The organism is Catellatospora sp. NPDC049111, assembly GCF_040648615.1.
In the GTDB taxonomy this organism is placed as follows: domain Bacteria; phylum Actinomycetota; class Actinomycetes; order Mycobacteriales; family Micromonosporaceae; genus Catellatospora; species Catellatospora aurea.
This window is the reverse complement of the sequence record NZ_JBEZEB010000062.1, coordinates 19,212-38,648: the sequence shown is the minus strand read 5'-3', so window position 1 is coordinate 38,648 and position 19,437 is coordinate 19,212. Positions and strand designations below refer to the sequence as shown.

The window sequence follows — 19,437 nt, the reverse complement described above, 5'->3', positions numbered from 1 at the left end:
GGGGTTGTTGCGTGCGGCCCCCCCGTTTTTTCATTTGGTGGGCGCAAATTAATTTTTTTTTTCTCCCGGTTTGTGCTTTTGACACCCCCCCCCGCCCCTCGAGGGGGGCCGGTCGGCGGGACGGCGGACGGTCTGTCGCGTCAGTCCTGGGTGTGATGGCGCGCTGGGGTGGCGGCGTGCTCAGGGAGCTTTCATGGTCATGTCGTAGGGTGATCGCGTGACGCTCTACGTGGTCGGTGACGTGCACGGGCATCTCACGCCGCTGACCCAGGCGCTGCGGGTGACGGGCCTGCTCGACGCGCGGGGCGCGTGGTCGGGCGGTGCCGCGCGGCTGTGGTTCCTCGGCGACCTGACCGACCGCGGCCCGGACGGCATTGGCGTGATCGATCTGATCCGGCGGCTGCAGGTCGAGGCCGCCGCGGCCGGCGGCGAGGTCGGCTGCGTCATCGGCAACCACGACATGCTGCTGTACGGCAGCCGCTTCGTCCCCGCGTCGCCGGTGACCGAGGTGCGCACCATCGTGCAGGTGTGGGCGCTCAACGGCGGCCAGGAGCACGACCTCGAAGGCCTGGACGAGCAGCGGGCCGCCTGGCTGGCCGGCCTGCCCGCGGTGGCGCTGGTCGACGACCACCTGCTGCTGCACGCCGACACCCTGGCCTACCTGGAGTTCGGGCCGACCATCGACGAGATCAATGCCGCGGTGAGCACCATCATGCGCGAGCGCGACGAGCAGACCTTCGGGCGCAACACCCGGCTGCTGTTCCGCCGCTTCGAGTTCCTGGAGCACAACGACGGCGTCGCCAACGCCCGCATGCTGCTGGACAAGCTGGGCGGCCGCCAGATCGTGCACGGCCACTCGACCATCCCGGAGACCTTCGGCGTCGCCCCGACCGCGGTGCGCGGGCCGGTCACCTACGCCGACGGGCTGGCCATGGCCGTGGACACCGGCATCTCGCTGGGCGCGCCCTGCATCGTCGTCTCACTGGCGCCCGCCGCGGCCTGACAGCGGGGTGCCCGCGGCGCGGCGCGGTGGCCTAGGCTGGCTCCTCGTGACGTGGGGGATGGCGCGGCCGGCGGACCTGTCCCGGCGCGCCTGGTCGGTGGACGTCGGGCTGACCCTGCTGGTGCTGGCCGCGCAGTCCGCGCCGTACTTCTTCACCCGCCGGTTCCCCGAGGCCGGGTCGTGGACGTTCGCCGACTACTGGCCGGTGCTGGTGACCTCGCTGCCGGTGCTGCTGCGGCGCTGGCAGCCCACGTACGCGCTGCTGCTCACCGCCGTCGGCATCGCCGCGTACGCGATCGTGAACACCGGCCCCGCCCAGCCGATCTGGTACGGCCCGCTGGTCTGCTTCTACGCGGTCGCGTACCAGGCGCCGCCCCGCCAGCGGCTGGTGGTGCTGGTCGTCACCGCTATCGGCATGCTGTCGATCATCGAGTCGGTGAACACCGCGGTCCGCGAGATGGCGACCTGGTCGGCCGCGTACATGCTGGGCACCCTGGCCCGCACCCGGCGTGAGGCCGCCGCCCGCGAGCACGCCCAGGCCGCGCAACTGGCCGCCGAACGGGAGCGCACCCGCATCGCCCGCGATCTGCACGACATCCTCGGCCACGCGTTCAGCCTGATGGTGGTGCAGGCCGAGGCGGGCGGCGCGATAGCCCGGCGCGACCCCGCGCGGGCCGAGGCGGCGTTCGACGCGATCTCCGAGGCCGGGCGCAGCGCCATGGCCCAGCTGCGCGCGGCGGTAGGCGGGCTGCGCGAGCAGTCCCTGGCCCCGCAGCCGGGCCTGGCCGACCTGCCTGAGCTGGTACGCGGCACGCGCCACGACGGCCTCGACGTCAGCTACACCGAACACGGCGACCCCCGCCCGCTCCCGCCGGACGTGCAGCTCGCCGCCTACCGGGTGGTCCAGGAGGCGCTGACGAACGTGGTCCGGCACGCTGCGGCGACCTCCGCCGAGGTATCGGTGACCTGGGAAGACGGCGGCACCCGGGTGAGCGTCGCCGACGACGGCAGCGGCGCTGGTCCGGTCGTGCCGGGCAACGGCCTGGTGGGGCTCGGCGAGCGGGTCGCCGCGGTGGGCGGCGTCGTCGAGTTCGGCCCGGACCCGCGTGGCGGGTTCCGGGTGACGGCGGTGTTCGCGTGATGAGGGCGGCGGTCCACGGCAGCCAGGCCGTGCCGGGCGCGGGCGGCGGCCAGGGGCGCGGTGTGCGGGAGGAGCAGGCGTGAGCATCAGCGTGGTGGTCGCCGACGATCAGGAGCTGGTGCGGTCGGGTTTCGCGATGATCCTTTCGGCGCTACCGGACATCGAGGTGGTCGCCGAGGCCGCCGACGGCGCGGAGGCGGTCCGGGCGGTCGCCGCGCACGCCCCCGACGTGGCGCTGCTGGACATCCGGATGCCGGTCATGGACGGCATCGAGGCGGCCGGGCGCATCTGCGCGGGCGGGCCGACGAAGGTGGTCATGCTGACCACGTTCGGCTCCGACGAGCACGTGTTCGCCGCGCTGCGCGCCGGGGCCAGCGGTTTCCTGCTCAAGGACGTACGCCGGGACGACCTGGTGCACGCGGTGCGGGTGGTCACGGCCGGGCAGGCGCTGCTCGCGCCCGCGGTGACCCGCCGCCTCATCGACGACGTGGTGCGCATGGGCGGGCGGGCCGCGCCGACCCCGTCCGCCGAACTGGCCAGGCTGACCGAGCGCGAGCACGAGGTGCTGATCCTGCTCGGCCGGGGCATGTCCAACCCGGAGCTGGCGGCGGCCCTGTTCGTCAGCGAGCACACGGTGAAGACGCACGTCAGCAGCGTGCTGAGCAAGCTGGGACTGCGCGACCGGGTGCAGGCCGTGATCGCGGCGTACGAGTCGGGGCTCATCCGGCCCGGCGAGTGACTCCCTCGTGCGGGGGAGGGCGCGGACCGCTCTCGTCGGCGATGTCCACGCGAGCGGATTTCCCCAGGATCGTGGACATGAGGAAATCACTGATCACCGCCTGCGGGGCGGTCCTGCTGGCCCTCGCGGCCACCCCGGCCGCCGCCGCGCCCACGCCGTACACCCCGCCCGCCGGGCTCACCGCGACCGACCTGACCTTCCGCAACGGTGCCACCGAGCTGCACGGCTCGGTGGTGCGCCGGGCCGACCTCGACCCGGCCGTGCGCCACCCCGCGATCGTGCTGGTGCATGGCTCGGGCGCGGGCCCGCGCGAGGAGCTGGGCCAGGAGGCCGAGGTGTTCGCCCGTGCCGGGCTGGTCACGCTGATCTACGACAAGCGGGCCGACTACACGAAGACCCACCGCGACTACTCGGCGCTGGCCGACGACGCCGTGGCCGGGGTGCGGGCGCTGGCCGCGCTGCCCGACGTCGACCCGGCGCGCACCGGTTTGTGGGGGCTCAGCGAGGGCGGCTGGATCGCGCCGCTGGCCGCGTCCCGTTCGGCGGAGGCGAAGTTCCTGGTCACCATCGGTGCACCGGGGCTGCCGCCGGCGCGTACCCAGGCCTGGAACCTGATCAACCGGATCACCCGGGCCGGGGTCACGCCGTCCACCGTGGACGCGATCGTCGGCACCGGCATGGGCCTGGCCGTCGCGACGGGCGGGTTCCCGCAGGCGGCGTACGACCCGGTGCCCGCGCTGCGCGCGGTCCGCCAGCCGGTGCTGGCGATCTGGGGCGAGCTGGACACGCAGGTGCCGCCGCGGGAGAGCGCGGAGGTCTTCCGCCGCGAACTGACCGCCAGCCCCAGCGTCACGGTCCGTATCCTGCCCCACGGCGCGCACGCGGGCCGGGTCACCACCGACGGCTACGACCGCGTCGGCGGCCCTACCGTGAACGGCTTCCCGATGGGCGAGCTGCTGCCCGGCTACGGCGCCCTGGTGACCGACTGGATCGCCCAGGTGACCGCCGGGAAGGCGCCCGCCTCGGCGGCCGACCCGCTGCCCGCGCAGGGCAGCGACAGCATCCCGGTGGCCGGGGTGGGGCCGCTGTGGTGGGCCGCGTTCGCGGCGATCGCGCTGGCACTGCTGAGCTGGCCGGTCTGGGCGCTGGTGCGCCGGGTGCGGGGGCGGCGCGGCCGGCCCGCAGGGGCTCGCCCGGCGCGCTGGCTGGTGCTGACGGGGCTGATCGCCCTCGTCGGTGGAGTGGCCTACCCGATCATGACAGTGGCCACCTCCGGCAAGCAGACCGAGCCGTTCCTCTTCGGTCAGCCCTTGGCCTGGCTGCTGCTGCGGGTGGTGACCGTGCTCGCGCTGCTGTGCACCGCGTGGGCCGTGGTGGCGCTGCGCTCGGTGCAGGGCCGAGACCGGGTGCGGCTGGCGGTCGCCGCGCTCGGCGGGGTGCTGCTGGTGCCGTTCGCCCTGTCGCTGGGCCTGCTGCTGCCCTGACCCGCCGGATCGCCCAAGGTCGTTCGATGTGCCTGGCACCTGTGCGTATCTTGACGACTCATTCGCACAAGTGCCGGGCAACTCCGATGATCAAGGGGCGGCGACATGGCAAGGGGCGCGTGCTCACCGGAGACCGGTGGGCACGCGCCCCTGCCGCTGACCCGCCCTACGGCTTGAGGGTCTGCGTGTTCGTCGATTCCTTCTCGATGGTCGCCTTCGCGAAGCGGAACGGCAGGGTCTGGCCCGTGCGCCACAGTTCGAACTGGTCGGCGTAGTTGTCGTGGAAGGCGTGGCCCGAGTTGCCGGTCAGCTGGATCCAGCGGGAGTCGTCCAGGTCAGCCATGTTCACGATCATGCGCATGGACGGCACCGCGTCGACCTCGTAGCCCTGCCCCGCGCTCCAGCCCGTCGCGTTGACGATCGCGTCGCCGCCGGAGACGCCGACGGTGTCCCGGTTGAACAGCCACTCGATCGGCCCGATGCCGGACTCGCCGAACGTCGCGTGGGTCGGGGTGAGGGTGTGCATGTCGCCCCAGCGCCACTGCTTCGGGTCCTCGCCCTGCGCCTCGGACAGCTCCTTCACCGCCGCCGACATGGCCTGGGCCAGCATGTCGTCGCGCTTCTCGACGGCCGGGGTGCCCTTGCTGTCCCACCACTTGTCGTCGGGCTTGGTCAGCAGCCCGCGGACCACCTCGAACCAGCGGTCCCCGCCGTCGGCGGCGTAGTCCTCACCCAGCTCGTCGAAGGTCAGGCCGAGCAGGTTCTTCCAGACGGCGTTGTAGTACGCGGCCGCGGCCGAGTCCTCGCCCTGCTGGAAGTCCCAGTCGACGAGCAGCGCGTCGGCGTTCTTCTCCACCTGCGACAGGGCCTGCCGGGGCGCCTTCTGCAGCGCCGGGATCAGCGTCGGGGCGAAGCCGTTGCGGTTGTCGAACTGCTGCTTCCGCACGTCGTCCAGCGTGATCTTCCCGCCGGCCGCGCCGAGCATGTCGTAGATGCGCTGGCTGCGGTAGCCGTAGCTCCAGTCGTCGGTCAGGTGCTGCTGGTACTGGTCGCCGATGACGGCCTGGTTGGCGGTGACGACGTAGCCGCGCTCGGGGTTGAGCACGTTCGGCAGCTCGTTGAACGGGATGAAGCCGGTCCAGTCGTATGCCGGGTCCCAGCCGGGCGCGAACCACTTGCCGTCGCCCTTGCCGCGCACCGGGATCCGGCCCGGCGACTGGTAACCGATGTTGCCCTCGACGTCGGCGTAGACGATGTTCTGCGCGGGCACCTCGAACAGCGCGGCGGCGGCCCGGAACTCGTTCCAGTCGCCGGCCTTGTTGATGGCGAACACGGCGTCGCCGGTGCGGCCCGGGTCGAGCGCGGTCCAGCGCATCGCGATCGCGTACTGCCCGCCGAGCTTCTTCAGGCTCTCGCTGGCGTCCGACAGCAGCGGGCCGTGCTTGCTGGTGCGCACCGTGATGGTGACGTCGGAGCCGCCCGCGACCTTGAGCACCTCCTGGCGCGTGGTCAGCGGCTCCCACGCGTCGCCGACCTTTACCTTGTCGCCCTCGACCTGCTCCAGGTACATGTCGATGACGTCGGGGTCGAGGTTGGTGAAGCCCCAGGCGATCTTGGCGTTGTGGCCGATGACCACGCCGGGCACGCCGGAGAAGGTGAAGCCCGCGACCTCGGTGCCGCACTCGCAGTGCAGGCCCATCTGGTACCAGATGCCGGGCTGGCTCGGGCTCAGGTGCGGGTCGTTGGCCAGGATCGGCTTGCCGGTGGCGGTCAGCTTGCCGCTGATCACCCACGAGTTGGAGCCGATGCCGTCGCCGTCGGCGTTGCCCATCAGGCCCGGCAGCGCGGCCAGCGCGTCGGCCATCTGGTTGAGGCTGTCCGCGGCCAGTCCGGCGACCGGCGTGGTCGGCGCACCGGCGGGGGTGGCCGGGGCGGTCGCCTTGGCGTCGAACGCGCCGTTCGCGATCGCGCCGCCGGTGACGATCGGCAGGTTGCGGTCGATCGGGTACGCCGGGTAGAGCTGGTCCACCTGCTCCTTGCTCAGGCCCTCGGCGGCCAGCGCGGCGCGGCGGATCTCGGCCTCCATGTTGCCGCGCAGGTCCCAGGCCATCGCCTTGAGCCAGGCCAGGCTGTCGACCGGCGACCAGCGCTCGATGACGTAGTCGGAGTTCTGCAGGCCGAGGATGCCGTACTCCAGGCTCAGCGCGCCCGAGGCGGCGAACCCGTCGCCGTCGGTGTCGGTGTTGGCGGCCAGCCACGCGTTGACGCCCTCGGCGTACGCCTCCAGGCCCTTGCGGGACTCCGGCGACAGCAGCGCCACCTCCTGCTCGGCGACCCGACGCCAGCCCATGGTGCGCAGGTACTTGTCCGTCTCCAGCTGAGACTCGCCGAACAGCTCGGAGACCCGCCCGGCCGTCACGTGGCGGCGGAAGTCCATCTCCCAGAACCGGTCCTGGGCGTGCACGAAGCCCTGGGCGCGATACAGGTCGTCGCTGGTCTTCGCGTAGATCTGGGGGATGCCGTGCGCGTCGCGGCGCACGGTCACCGGCGCGGACAGCCCGGTCAGGGTCAGCTCACCGTCGAGGGTGGGCATGGCGCGGCGCACCGACCAGACGGTCAGCCCGGCGACGACGACGGCCAGCACCGTCACGACGCCCAGCAGCCAGAACGCGGTCTTGCGCAGGCGGCGGAGCCAAAGGCGTGGGGGATTCACGTTGGCGGAGTCTACGCACATGTTGTGACCCGCGTTACCACCAGGTAACACAGACTTTGCTGGTCAGGTGCGCAGTCTTAGCTGAGCCGTTCCGGTCGCCCGCTCGTTCGGGTCCACGATCAGCTGATATGTCCCGGTCGCCGGCAGCTCGGTGCCCTCCTCGCGCAGCCCGCCCCTGCCGTTGATCACGCAGCCGGACTCCACCACGTCACCGTCGGGGCCGCGCAGCTCCAGCCCGCCGCACTGGCTCGGCAGATCCGTGCTCGGCACCTCGATGAACACCCGCTGCCCGAGCCGGCCGGTGAAGGTCAGCACGCTGACCGCGCCCGGCTGCGCGATGCGCGCGGTGACCGCGTCGCCGTCCACGGGCAGTTCGAGCCGCTGGTCCACGGCCAGGTTCACCTTGACCCTGGCCTCGCCGACGCTCTTGTCCCGCGGGTCCACCACCACCGTGTAGGAGCCGGTGGCCGGCAGGGTGAAGCCGTCGATGTAGCCGCTGCCGTTGATGACGCAGCCGCTGGTCAGCTGCTTGCCGTCCAGGCCGAGCAGGTCCAGGCCACCGCACTGGCCCGGCAGGTTGGTGGCCGGCACGTCCACGAACACCTTCTGCCCGGCCGTCGCGCTGAACGTGAACCGGGCGACCATGCCCGGCTTGTCCAGGCGCGCGGTCAGCTCGGGGCCGTCCAGAGTGATCGCCTCCTGCTGGTCGGAGACGGTCAGCAGGCGAAGCCGCGCCTCGCCGGTGTCGTCGCCGCGCGGGTCGACCGCGATGCTGTACGTGCCCGTCTCCGGCAGCACCGTGCCGTCGATGTACCCCGCGCCGTTGATGACGCAGCCCGACGCCACCTGGCGGCCGTCCGGGCCGAGCAGGTCCAGGCCGCCGCACTGGTTCGGCAGCGTCGTCGCGGGCACGTCGAGGAAGACCTTCTGCCCCTTCGTACCCGAGAACTCGATCTTCGCGACCGCGCCTGGGGCGTCCACGCGCACCGTCCAGGTCTGCCCGCCCAGGTCCGCGCCCCCGGCGAAGACCTGGCCCGCCTTGGCGGCGACCGCGAAGTCGGGCTGCCCGGTCAGCGCCACGTCCAGCACGCAGCCGGCCAGCACCTCAGGGTCGGAGACGCCCAGCTCGCGGCAGATAGCCTCGGCCGAGGCCCGGTTCGGCAGCTCGGCCGTGGCCGCGTCCTGCTCCGGGAAGGCACGGTCGGTGTAGCTGTCGGTGGTCTTGCCCTCCGGGTAGGTGAACAGAGACGACGCGGCGTCGATGCGCCAGCTGTCGGCGTACGCGGGATAGAGCGCGGCGAAGGTCGGCCGCGTTCCCAGCGGCGTGCCGCCGCGCGGGCGTACGTCGTCGTCGGACTTGCCGTTGAAGTCGCCGAGCAGGCCCTCCAACTTGCCCGTGTACGCCTGCGCGGGCTCGACCGACAGGGCCAGGCCCCAGATGCCGATCGGCTCGATCACCAGGCGGGAGCCGTCCTTCCAGCGCAGCTCGACGTCGCCGCCCTCGTTCGTGCGCAGCTCGCCGCCGCCGGTGAGTTGCCGCGGGGCGGTCAGCTCCGCCGGAGCCGGGCCGGTCGGCACGCCTGCCACCAGCAACTCGACGCCGGCCGCGGTCATCCGGGCCTCGATCCGGTCGCCGTCGACCTTCGCGGCGACCGCCGAGTTCACCGCGACCATGCGCGAACCGGGCACGGGCTCCTGGCGGACCTGGATCTCGTACGCCCCGGCGGTGTCGCGCGCCGCGACGAATTCTCCCGCGGCCTGGAAGTCGTAGCGCAGCCCGTCGATCGTACGCAGGTGCGGGTCACCGGTGCTGTGCCCGCAGCCCGCGCCGGTGCAGGCCGGGGGCGGCGGGGGAGCGGTGCAGTCCCCGCTCGGCAGCGCGCGGTCGCCGTAGTGGCTGCGGGCCGGGCGGCCCAGCGCCTCCCGCAACTGGTTCTGCGCCCGGGTGGCCATCACCTCGGTGGCCGGGATGCCGCTGCCCGCGCAGTCCTCCCGGCTGTACGTGCCCTGGTTGTGCTGCCAGCCGTGGTGGAACTCGTGGTAGATCGAGTCGCACGGGTCGGCGTTGCCGCCGCTGCCGAAGTAGGCGTGCCGGTCCTCGGGGTCCCAGAAGACCAGGATGTTGTTCCGGTCCAGCGCGCCCTCGTGGGTGTCGCCGGGCTGGGCCCGGATGATGCTGACGGTCACGCCGGGCGCCTCCAGCGCGGGCAGGATGCCCGCCGGGTCACCGCCGGGCGCGTGCAGGATCGCGCTGCAGGCGGCCCAGGCGTCGGCCAGCTCCGGGTCGGTCACGATGATCTCCGCGTACGCCGGGCGGCCCGGCACCGCCACCGCGCCGAGCGCCACCACCAGCGCCAGCACGACCGCTCCGCCGATCCCGGCCACCCCGCCGGAGCCGGACCGGCCGGAGTCCCCGTTCCCGCCAGCGGCTTCTTCGCCGGAGTCCCCGTTCCCGCCGTCGGCTTCTTCGCCGGAATCCGCGTTCCCGTGCTCGGCGCCGGAGCCTGTCTCGCTGCCCGTCGGGCCGTCCGGCCCGCCGTCGGCAGCGAGGCCGTCACCCGTGGCGGCGGCCTTGTGGCCGCGCCCACGCCGCTTCACGATGACCGCGACGAGCAGCACCAGCACCAGCACCAGCCCGACCGCTCCAGCCAGGACCGCCCAGTGCCACCACGGGCGTCCGGCATCCACGGCTTCGGCCGTGACACCCGCCCCCGCCAGCGGGGCGCAGGCGGCCGGGCCGCTCTCCGGCACGATCGGCACCGCGTACGTGAACTCCAGGCGCAGCGGCACACCCGGCTTCACCGGGTACAGCGAACCGAACGCGCCCGCGCCGGCCGACCAGGTGACGACCTCTATGGCGTGTCCCGTGGGCCCGATCGGGATGGCGCGCAGCGGCACCTCCGTGCTCGCCCCAGGCTCCAGCGTGTGCAGGCGCTTGGCCAGCACCGTCTCCAGCGACTCCTCGAACGAGGTCTCCATCGGCAGCGGCGTTACGGCGACGCCGTCCTGCTCCAGCCGGGTCACCGCGAGCGTGCCGTACGTCGAGGTGATCACCTGGCAGGGTGCGTCACCCCGGTTGGCCAGCACCAGCACCATCGCGAGTGGATCATCACCGCGTACGGTCACCGCCAGGTCGCCGACCGCACGGGCGGGCGTCGCGGGCAGGAGTACACAGAGGAACGCGGCGGCGGTGAGCAGCGCGCGGCGGAGGGGGTGCGCCATGCGGCACACCATATGGCCTGCGGCCCTCGTGGTCGGTCGGGAAGCGGATAGGTGACACGGGTGCATGCGATCTAAGCTCGTGAGCGCCTTTCGGGCATGCCCCCTCATCCCCAGGAGAACTCCGATGTACCTGCTGAACAAGCAGTTCTGGATCGCCAGCGCCGAGCGTGCCATCAAGACCTTCGTGCAGGCCCTGATCGCCGCGTTCGGCGTCGGCCAGGTCAGCGGCGTGGTGGGCGTGGACGTCGCCGCGATCGACTGGCGCGGCGCGCTGTCGCTGGCGTTCAGCGCCGCGCTGCTGTCGGTGCTGATGTCGGTCGGTTCCGGACCGATCGGCGCGGCCAACAGCCCGAGCCTGCTCACCGCCGCCCCGGCCGCCGCGGCCACGGCGATCGTCGCGGCCGCCGCCGCCAGCCCGGTGCTGGCCCCGGCCGTCGCCGCCGCGACCGCTGCCACCGAGCCCGCCCCCGCCGCGGCACCCGCCGCCGCGTCCGCTTCCGCACCGGCGGAAGCCGCTCCCGCCGCCGCTGCTCCGGCACCCGCAGTCGCTGCCTGACCGTCCACCGCTGACCGACCGTCCGCGCTGACCGGGCGGCGGTGGTGAAGATCGCTGTTTCCGGTCAAAATCCGCGGCCCGACCACATGTTCTGACCCGAAACGGCGATCTTCCCCGGTACCGGGCCGGCACACGGAAAAGGCCCCGCCGAGAGGCGGGGCCTTTTCCGTGCCGCTGAGCGGATCAGCAGTCGAAGTACATCTGGAACTCGTGCGGGGTCGGACGCAGGCGGACCGGGTCGATCTCGTTGGACCGCTTGTAGTCGATCCAGGTGTCGATCAGGTCGCTGGTGAAGACGCCACCGGCCTGCAGGTAGTCGTTGTCCTTCTCCAGCGCCGAGAGCACGTCGGAGAGGGAGCCCGGCACCTGGGTGACGTTGGCGACCTCCTCCGGCGGCAGGTCGTAGAGGTCCTTGTCGATCGGAGCCGGGGGCTCGATCTTGTTGCGGATGCCGTCGAGACCGGCCATCAGCATCGCCGAGAACGCCAGGTACGGGTTCGACGACGGGTCGGGGCAGCGGAACTCGATGCGCTTGGCCTTCGCGTTCGTGCCGGTGACCGGGATACGGGTGCAGGCGGAGCGGTTGCGCTGCGAGTACACCAGGTTGACCGGAGCCTCGAAGCCGGGCACCAGGCGCCGGTACGAGTTGACCGACGGGTTGGTGAAGGCCAGCAGCGACGGCGCGTGGCTCAGCAGACCGCCGATGTACCAGCGGGCCGTGTCCGACAGGCCGGCGTAGCCGGTCTCGTCGTAGAACAGCGGCTCGCCGCCCAGCCAGAGGCTCTGGTGGGTGTGCATGCCCGAGCCGTTGTCACCGAACAGCGGCTTCGGCATGAAGGTCGCGGTCTTGCCGGCCTGCCAGGCGGTGTTCTTGATGACGTACTTGAACAGCTGCATCTGGTCGCCGGAGGCCAGCAGCGTCGAGAACTTGTAGTTGATCTCAGCCTGGCCGGCGGTGCCCACCTCGTGGTGGCCGCGCTCGACGGTGTAGCCGAGGTCCACCAGGTTCGTCACCATGGTGTCGCGCAGGTCGGCGTAGTGGTCGGTCGGCGCGACCGGGAAGTAGCCGCCCTTGTAGCCCGGCTTGTAACCACGGTTGGCGCTGCCGTCGGCGTTGGTCGCCGCGCCGGTGTTCCACGCGCCCTCGATCGAGTCGATGTGGTAGAACGCCTGGTTGGCCTGGGTCGAGTAGCGGATCGAGTCGAAGATGTAGAACTCCGCCTCGGCGCCGAAGTACGCCGTGTCCGCGATGCCGCTGGCCGCCAGGTAGGCCTCGGCCTTCTTGGCCACGTTCCGCGGGTCACGGGAGTAGGCCTCGCGCGTGAACGGGTCGTGGATGAAGAAGTTCAGCGCCAGGGTCTTCTGGATGCGGAACGGGTCGATGAACGCGGTGGTCACGTCCGGCAGCAGCAGCATGTCCGACTCGTGGATCTGCTGGAAGCCGCGGATGGACGAGCCGTCGAAGGCGAGACCGTCGGTGAAGACGCTCGCGTCGAACGACTGGACCGGCACGGTGAAGAACTGCATCACGCCGGGCAGGTCACAGAAGCGGACGTCGACGAACTTGACGTCTTCGTCCTTGAGGTACCGAAGCAGTTCCTCGGAATTGGCGAACAACACGTCCTCCTGGCACGGATGGTCTGCGGGAGCCTCCCGGCCCCCACTTCAGCACATCTCCTGGGCTGACCTCGGGAGACGCGGCCGACGGCGCGGCGTTGCGTCGGGTGGCCATTGGCTGGTGGCGACGCTAGAACCGCGGCGTTGCCCGGCCGTGTCAGCTTTGTTTCCGCCGTGTTACGTCACGGGTAAACCAGCCCTATGGGCTGCCCGGACAGCTCACTCGGCCGGTGCGGCGGACCGGACGGTACGCTCGGCGGGTGACCGACGCATCCCTGCCTGCCGTACCCTCCCTGGCCCGACGGTTCGGGGCGCTGCTGCTCGACTGGATGCTGTGCGTCCTGGCCGCCGGCCTCTTCGCCGACCCGCTGCGGGACGGCTGGGCGGCGCCGGTGGTGCTGATCGGCGTTTACACGTTCTTCGTCGGGTTCTTCGGGCAGACACCGGGCATGCGCGTGACGAAGATTACCTGCCTCGGCGTCGACTCGGGTCAGCCGGTCGGCCCCCTCAAGGGAGCCCTGCGGGGCACCCTGCTCGCGCTGGTCATCCCCGCCCTCATCATGGACGGCGAACGCCGCGGCCTGCACGACCGCGCCGCCGGCACCCTGATCCGCCCCGCCGCCTGACCCCCGGCCCGGCCCCGATCCGGCCCGCCCCGCGGCCCGAGGTTGATCGTCAGACTTGCCTGGCACCTGGGCGAATGCGGTCTCAAGATTCGCGCAACTGCCCGGCAAGTCGGACGATCATGGGTGGGCGGGGTTACCTCACCTCCGAGAGGTCAGGGATGAGGGCGTGGCGAGGCGTGCCTGGCGGAGGGCGGGAATCGCCACGCACATCGCGGCGGCGACGAGGATCAGCGCGGCGCTCGCGGCGAACGCGGCGACCGTGCCCAGCAGGGCGGCCGCGAAGCCCATGAGCGCCATCGCCGGAGGCACGATGCCCAGGCTCGCCAAGTTGTTGATCGAGGCGACCCGGCCGCGGTGCGAGTCGGCGGTGTGCGTGTGCGTCAGGCCGTTCAGCAGCACAGCCTGCGGGCCGCCCGCCAGGCCACCGACCGCGGTGGCGACGAACGCCCAGGCCGGCGTCGGGGCGACGGCGATCGCGAACAGCGCACCGCACTGCACCACCGCACAGCACGCCACGATCACGCCGAGCCGTCCCGCGGGCCGCCACCGCATCATCAGCAGATTGCCGCCGACCGAGCCGACGCCAAAGCCCGCCAGCATCACGCCGATCCCGCCCGCGCCCCAGCCGCGCTGGTCGGCCACGAGGGCCAGGCCCACGTTCAGCGGACCGACCGCGCCCAGGTTGACCAGCAGGCCCACCAGCGTCACCGCGCGCAGCAGCCGGTGCCCGGCCAGGTAGCGCAGGCCCTCCCGCACCGCGGCGCCGATAGGCGTACGGGCCGGTCCCGATCCACCGTTGGCGTCCGTACCGCCGCCGGCGACGGCTTTGCGGGCCGCACTGTCCGGACCTGGAAGAGTCGTGGTCGCTCCAGCGACGACAACTCTGCTGGATCGCTGCGGGTCGGGGGTGCCGGGGCGGACGGACCAGAGGGCCAGGGCGGAGATGGCGAAGGTCGCGGCGTTCACGAGGCAGGCCAGGGGGAGCCCGCCGAGCGGCAGCAGCAGACCGCCCAGCGGCGCGCCGAGGGTGAGCGCGAGGCGTGCGGTCAGCCCGGACAGGGCGAGACCGCCGGTGAGCTGGGCGGGGGACAGCAGCCGGGGCAGCATCGCCCCGGCCGCGGGTAGGAACAGCGCGTCGGCCAGCCCGAAGGCGAGGGCCACCACGACGAGCAGGGCGACGCTCGGCTGTGCCAGGGCCAGCGCCGCCGTGACGAGGGCGATCACGCCACGGGCGACGTCGCTGCCGATCATGAGTCGGCGGGGGCCGTACCGGTCCACGATCGCACCGCCGAACAACAGGAGGGCGAGCCGGGGCAGCGCGGAGACGGCCAAGACGGCCCCGGCCGCGCCGGGGGAGGCGAGCTGGACGGCGCTGAAGGACAGCGCGACGTACCAGACCTGGTCGCCGAGGATCGACACCGCCTGGCCGCCGAGGTAGCGCAGGTAGGCAGGTGACCGGTGAGCGGGCAGGTCCGTCGGGGGCGCGGTGTGCGCCGGGCTGCCGGCGATATCGCGCTGTCGGGGCGCGACGCCCGTGGCGGGCGGCGCGAGGTCGGCGTCGGGCGACTCGCTGTCGGTCGGAGTCGCGGGCAGACCGGAGGTCGGGGCGGGGGCGGTGGTGTTCATCAGGGGCGCTCCGGGAAGGCGTGGAAGAAGAGGAAGACGTGCTCGCGGCGGTCGCCGTCGGCGTCCGGCTGGGCGGCGCGCTCGGTGCTCCGCTGCTTCCAGCGCACGACCAGCTCGTGCAGCTCGCCGGTCAGCTCGGCGAGCTCGGCCGGGGTCAGCCGCAGGAAGGTGTCGCTGCTCATCGCGGCGGCCTGCCACTGCTCGGGCCACGTGTCGCGGGACTGCTCGTAGCGGCGTACGCGCTCGAACTCGTCGATGACGGTCTGCGCCTTGACAGCCGAGGAGATGGCCTGGCCCTCGGGGGTGGGGAAGTCGAGGGAGGACCAGCCGTGCGGGCCGGGCACCGCGCGCCACCAGCGCTCGCGGCGGTCGCGGGCCAGCTCGGGGACGTCCTCGACGAAGCCGGCCTTGACCAGTTCGCGCAGGTGGTAGCTGGTCTGCCCGGGGTCGGTGCCCAGGCGCTTGGACAGGGTCGCGCCGGTGGCCGGCCCGGCCTGGACGAGCAGGCGGTAGAGCTTCTGCCGGATCGGCTGCGCCAGGCCCTTGAGGACCTGGGGATCGGTGATGCGCCTCATCTCCATACCCACCAACCTAGATCCAGTAGATCCCTACCGCAATATCTCTACTGGATCTTGCAAACATCGATAGATGCGAGCGTTAAGAAGGGCACCTTCTGCAACGCATGGCGTTAAGAAGGTGCCCTTCCTTTGGGGTCAGCGCTGGCGGCCGCCGCCGCGGGGCATACGCGGCGGGCGGAACTCCTTGGGGAGCTGGCCGCGGGGCATCTGGGGGCGGGCGTTGAGGGCGGTCAGAGCCCGGTCGAGGGCATTGACCTCCTTGCCCGACAGGTTGCGGGGCAGGCGCATCAGGGTCATCCGCAGCTTGCGGATGGACAGCTGGCCCTCTCCGGTGCCGATGATGTAGTCGTACAGCGGGGCGTCGCCGATGACCTTGGTCAGGCGGCGCTTCTGCTCGCCCAGCAGCGGCTTGAGCCGCGCCGGGTTGCCCTCGGCGAGCAGGATGACGCCGGGCTTGCCGATGACCAGGTGCACCACGTCGAACTGGGTGGTCGCCGAGACGGCCTGCTTGACCCGCCAGTCACCGCGCATCTGCTCGACGAGCTGGCCGGCCGCGCCGGGCTGGCCCTCCATCATGTTCATCATCGCGGTGTTGGACCGCAGGTTGAGCACGATGAGCACGGCCAGCAGCGTGGTCAGGATGCCCAGCGGGATCCAGATCCAGGCACCGGTGTACAGGAAGATCGCCACGGTGATCGCCAGCGGCAGCACGACGGCCGCCACCACCAGGGGCGTGAACCACTTGTCCTGCTTGGCGGTGAACTTGAACACCATGCCGATCTGCTTCAACCGCTGGAGGAAGCTGACCTTTTCTTCGGCCTTTGCCATAGACGGATCCTAGGTTTGGTGACGGCGGGAGGTTCAGGCGGCGGCGGTGCGCGCGTCGAGGGCTTGACGATACAAGCGACCGGCCCGGTACGACGAACGCACCAGCGGACCGCTCATCACGCCCGCGAAGCCGATCTCCTCGGCCTCCTCGCGCAGCTCGACGAACTCCTCGGGCTTCACCCAGCGCTCGACGGGGTGGTGGCGCGGGGTGGGGCGCAGGTACTGCGTGATGGTGATCAGCTCGCAGCCGGCCTCGTGCAGGTCGCGCAGTGCCTGCGAGACCTCCGCGCGCTCCTCGCCCAGGCCCAGGATCAGGTTCGACTTGGTGACCAGGCCGGCCTTGCGGGCCTGGGTGATCACGTCGAGGGAGCGCTCGTAGCGGAACGCGGGCCGGATGCGCTTGAAGATGCGCGGCACCGTCTCGACGTTGTGGGCCAGCACCTCGGGCACGGCCGAGAACACCTCGGCGAGCTGCTCCGGGACGGCGTTGAAGTCGGGGATGAGCAGCTCGACGCCGCAGCCCGGGACGAGGGCGTGGATCTGGCGGACGGTCTCGGCGTACAGCCAGGCGCCGCCGTCGGGCAGGTCGTCGCGGGCGACGCCGGTGACGGTGGCGTACTTCAGGCCCATGGTGGCGACGGACTCGCCGACCCGGCGGGGCTCGTCGGCGTCGAACTCGGCGGGCTTGCCGGTGTCGATCTGGCAGAAGTCGCAGCGGCGGGTGCACTGGTCTCCGCCGATGAGGAAGGTCGCCTCGCGGTCTTCCCAGCACTCGTAGATGTTCGGGCAGCCGGCCTCCTGGCACACCGTGTGCAGGCCTTCCCGCTTCACGAGTGAGCTGAGCTGGGTGAACTCCGGACCCATCTTCGCCTTGACCTTGATCCACTCAGGCTTACGCTCGATGGGGGTCTCGGCGTTGCGGGCCTCGACGCGCAGCAGGCGCCGGCCCTCGGGAGCGACGATGGTCATGCCCGCCAGCGTACGCGCCGAAACGGCCTTGATCTTCCGGTGGGTAACGGAGGTCTCAGCCCTGGCGCGACCGGAAAAACGGGCTGCGCGGTTCCCGATCATGGTCTACAGTCTCCGCTCAACAGCAAGTGGCGGGGCGAATCACCGGAGTGACGCCCGGGTCGGGTCGGCGTGCAGCCGCCCGTGTGGCTCCGCTCACCGGCTGGTAGAGGCCCGGATCACCCGGGTGAAGGTGTGGTGGCACCGCGGGTTCCCAAACCGCCCACACCCCTTTGGGGATGGCGTTGCGAAGAACCCGGAGGTAACCCGCCATGCAACGCATCCTTTCCGTCGAGCTGCCCCGCCATGTGGGCGCACGGATCACCATCGCCGGCTGGATCCATCGCCGCCGGCTGCTCAAATCGGTCTCCTTCCTCATCGTGCGCGACGCGTCCGGGCTCAGCCAGGTCGTGGTCACCGCACCGGAGCTGCGCGAATTCCTGGAGACGCTGCCGGAGGAGACCGTGGTCGCCGTGGCGGGCCTGGTCACCGCGAACCCGGCCGCGCCCGGCGGGGTGGAGCTGACCGAACCGGCGGTACGCCTGCTCGGCGAGCCCGCCCAGCCCACGCCGTTCGACCTGTACCGGCCGGTGCTGACGCCGACCCTGCCCACCCAGCTGGACCACGCCCCGCTGTCGCTGCGCCACCCGTCCCGGGCCCGCGCGCTGCGGATCAGCGCCGCGGCGACGGCCGGGTTCCGGGCGGGCCTCGACACGCTCGGCTTCACCGAGATCCACACGCCCAAGATCGTGGCGACGGCGACCGAGTCCGGGGCGAACGTGTTCGCGCTGGACTACTTCGGCCGCCCCGCCTACCTGGCCCAGTCGCCGCAGTTCTACAAGCAGCAGCTGGTCGGGGTGTTCGAGCGGGTGTACGAGGTGGGCCCGGTGTTCCGGGCCGAGCCCAGTGACACCACCCGGCACCTGGCCCAGTACACCTCGCTCGACGCGGAGCTGGGCTTCATCGGCGACCACCGCGACGTGATGGCGGTGCTGCGCGAGACCGTGGCGGCCATGGTCGCCCGGGTCGGCGCGCTCGGCGCGGCCGTGGCGGGACTGGAGCTGCCCGAGGTGCCGACCGAGATCCCGGCCGTGCACTTCAGCGAGGCACTCAAGATCGCCGGTGCGCCGGCGGACGAGCCCGACCTCGCGCCCGCGCACGAGCGCGCGATCGGGGAGTGGGCCAAGCGCGAGCACGGCAGCGAGTTCGTCTTCGTCACCGGCTACCCGATGGCCAAGCGGCCCTTCTACACCCATCCGCAGCCCGGCGACGAGCGCTGGTCGAACAGCTTCGACCTGCTGTTCCGGGGCCTGGAGCTGGTCACCGGCGGGCAGCGGCTGCACCGGCACAGCGACTACCTCGCGGCGCTGGCCGCCCGCGAGGAGAGCGCCGAGCCGTACGAGCCCTACCTGCAGGCGTTCCGCCACGGCATGCCGCCGCACGGCGGGTTCGCGATCGGCCTGGAGCGTTTCGTCGCCCGCATCACCGGGGCGCAGAACATCCGCGAGGTCACCGCGTACCCCCGCGACCTGCACCGCGTCACCCCGTAACCCCCAGACCCGCCGCGCGGCCCACCACACCGGGTCGCGCGGCGCTCGATCCACCGACCTGCCTGGCAATCGGGTGTGTCCGGGCCGCCCAAACGCCCGATTGCCAGGCAAGACGGATGATCTGGTGGCACGGTGAGGGCATGGATCTCCTGCTCGGAGGGCTCTGCCTGCTGCTGATCGTGATCGCGATCGTGGTCGGGGTGGCGTCGCTCTACAACGGCCTGGTCCGTTCGCGCAACGGCTACCAGAACGCGTTCGCGCAGATCGACGTGCAGCTCACCCGCCGCCACGATCTGATCCCGAACCTGGTCGAGACGGCGAAGGGCTACCTCAAGCACGAGCGCGAGACGCTGGAGGCGGTGACCGCCGCGCGGACCGCCGCGATGACCGCGCAGGCCAACGCGGCCCGCAACCCGGGCGATCCGACCGCGATGCAGGGGCTGGCCGGGGCCGAGAACGGCCTCACCCAGGCGCTGGGCCGGCTGTTCGCGGTGTCCGAGGCCTATCCGGACCTCAAGGCCAACCAGAACATGATGCAGTTGTCCGAGGAGCTGACCTCGACGGAGAACCGGGTCGCGTTCGCCCGGCAGGGCTACAACGACGCGGTGCTGGCGTACAACAACAAGCGGGAGACGTTCCCGGGCAGCCTGCTGGCCGGGCCGTTCGGCTTCCACCGGGCGGCGCTGCTGGAGATCGACGACCCGGGCAAGCGCGAGGCGCCGCGCGTGCAGTTCTGACCGCCGCGC

At 71.9% G+C, this 19,437-nt stretch carries 15 protein-coding genes; 8 read left to right on the top strand and 7 right to left on the bottom strand.

Annotated elements, in window-relative coordinates; genetic code table 11:
• Nucleotides 1-217: 217 nt before the first annotated feature.
• The 4 genes from AB0B66_RS41360 (at nucleotide 218) to AB0B66_RS41345 (ending at nucleotide 4,367) form a co-directional block, all read left to right on the top strand.
• Nucleotides 218-1,003: a metallophosphoesterase gene (locus tag AB0B66_RS41360; protein WP_360540705.1), complete on the top strand. Its 786-nt coding sequence runs from the start codon at nucleotides 218-220 to the stop codon at nucleotides 1,001-1,003.
• Between the two features lie 46 nt (nucleotides 1,004-1,049).
• Nucleotides 1,050-2,144: a sensor histidine kinase gene (locus AB0B66_RS41355; RefSeq protein WP_360540703.1), complete on the top strand. Its 1,095-nt coding sequence runs from the start codon at nucleotides 1,050-1,052 to the stop codon at nucleotides 2,142-2,144.
• A 79-nt stretch (nucleotides 2,145-2,223) separates the two neighbouring features.
• Entirely contained in the window at nucleotides 2,224-2,883 is a 660-nt protein-coding gene (locus AB0B66_RS41350) for a response regulator transcription factor (RefSeq protein ID WP_360540701.1), read from the top strand.
• A 77-nt stretch (nucleotides 2,884-2,960) separates the two neighbouring features.
• Entirely contained in the window at nucleotides 2,961-4,367 is a 1,407-nt protein-coding gene (locus AB0B66_RS41345; RefSeq protein ID WP_360540699.1) for a prolyl oligopeptidase family serine peptidase, read from the top strand.
• A 166-nt stretch (nucleotides 4,368-4,533) separates the two neighbouring features.
• Here the strand turns inward: AB0B66_RS41345 and AB0B66_RS41340 are convergent, their stop codons facing one another.
• Together AB0B66_RS41340 and AB0B66_RS41335 are read right to left on the bottom strand one after the other, a co-directional pair.
• Nucleotides 4,534-7,080, bottom strand: a complete 2,547-nt coding sequence (locus tag AB0B66_RS41340; protein WP_360540697.1) for a penicillin acylase family protein — start codon at nucleotides 7,078-7,080, stop codon at nucleotides 4,534-4,536.
• 63 nt (nucleotides 7,081-7,143) lie between these two features.
• A complete protein-coding gene (locus AB0B66_RS41335; RefSeq protein ID WP_360540695.1) occupies nucleotides 7,144-10,302 on the bottom strand; it encodes a VWD domain-containing protein in 3,159 nt (1,052 codons plus the stop codon).
• A gap of 124 nt (nucleotides 10,303-10,426) precedes the next feature.
• On the opposite strand from AB0B66_RS41335, the gene AB0B66_RS41330 reads away from it, so the two are divergent.
• Nucleotides 10,427-10,858: a holin gene (locus tag AB0B66_RS41330; RefSeq protein ID WP_360540693.1), complete on the top strand. Its 432-nt coding sequence runs from the start codon at nucleotides 10,427-10,429 to the stop codon at nucleotides 10,856-10,858.
• Nucleotides 10,859-11,041: 183 nt separating this feature from the next.
• Here AB0B66_RS41330 and glnA read toward each other — a convergent pair whose 3' ends face one another.
• The gene (gene glnA / locus AB0B66_RS41325) at nucleotides 11,042-12,475 is read right to left on the bottom strand and encodes a type I glutamate--ammonia ligase (protein WP_360540691.1); all 1,434 of its coding nucleotides are present in this window, start codon (nucleotides 12,473-12,475) and stop codon (nucleotides 11,042-11,044) included.
• Nucleotides 12,476-12,735: 260 nt separating this feature from the next.
• Here glnA and AB0B66_RS41320 point away from each other — a divergent pair, with 260 nt between their 5' ends.
• Complete coding sequence (locus AB0B66_RS41320) at nucleotides 12,736-13,101, top strand: RDD family protein (RefSeq protein WP_360540689.1); 366 nt, start codon at nucleotides 12,736-12,738, stop codon at nucleotides 13,099-13,101.
• Nucleotides 13,102-13,239: 138 nt separating this feature from the next.
• Here the strand turns inward: AB0B66_RS41320 and AB0B66_RS41315 are convergent, their stop codons facing one another.
• From AB0B66_RS41315 to lipA, 4 genes are all read right to left on the bottom strand, one after another.
• Nucleotides 13,240-14,727 carry an MFS transporter gene (locus AB0B66_RS41315; RefSeq protein ID WP_360540687.1) on the bottom strand — a complete coding sequence of 496 codons (1,488 nt, stop codon included), beginning with the start codon at nucleotides 14,725-14,727 and terminating at the stop codon, nucleotides 13,240-13,242.
• Nucleotides 14,727-15,308, bottom strand: a complete 582-nt coding sequence (locus AB0B66_RS41310; protein ID WP_360540685.1) for a helix-turn-helix domain-containing protein — start codon at nucleotides 15,306-15,308, stop codon at nucleotides 14,727-14,729. Before AB0B66_RS41310 ends, AB0B66_RS41315 begins: the two co-directional genes overlap by 1 nt.
• 132 nt (nucleotides 15,309-15,440) lie before the next feature.
• Entirely contained in the window at nucleotides 15,441-16,133 is a 693-nt protein-coding gene (locus tag AB0B66_RS41305) for a DUF4191 domain-containing protein (RefSeq protein WP_360540683.1), read from the bottom strand.
• 33 nt (nucleotides 16,134-16,166) lie between these two features.
• Nucleotides 16,167-17,102 (bottom strand): lipoyl synthase, encoded by a 936-nt coding sequence (gene lipA, locus AB0B66_RS41300; protein ID WP_360540681.1) that lies wholly within the window; start codon nucleotides 17,100-17,102, stop codon nucleotides 16,167-16,169.
• 311 nt (nucleotides 17,103-17,413) lie between these two features.
• On the opposite strand from lipA, the gene aspS reads away from it, so the two are divergent.
• Nucleotides 17,414-18,691 (top strand): aspartate--tRNA(Asn) ligase, encoded by a 1,278-nt coding sequence (gene aspS / locus AB0B66_RS41295; RefSeq protein WP_360540679.1) that lies wholly within the window; start codon nucleotides 17,414-17,416, stop codon nucleotides 18,689-18,691.
• 140 nt (nucleotides 18,692-18,831) lie between these two features.
• Nucleotides 18,832-19,428: a LemA family protein gene (locus tag AB0B66_RS41290; protein WP_360540677.1), complete on the top strand. Its 597-nt coding sequence runs from the start codon at nucleotides 18,832-18,834 to the stop codon at nucleotides 19,426-19,428.
• The last annotated feature ends 9 nt before the right edge of the window (nucleotides 19,429-19,437 follow it).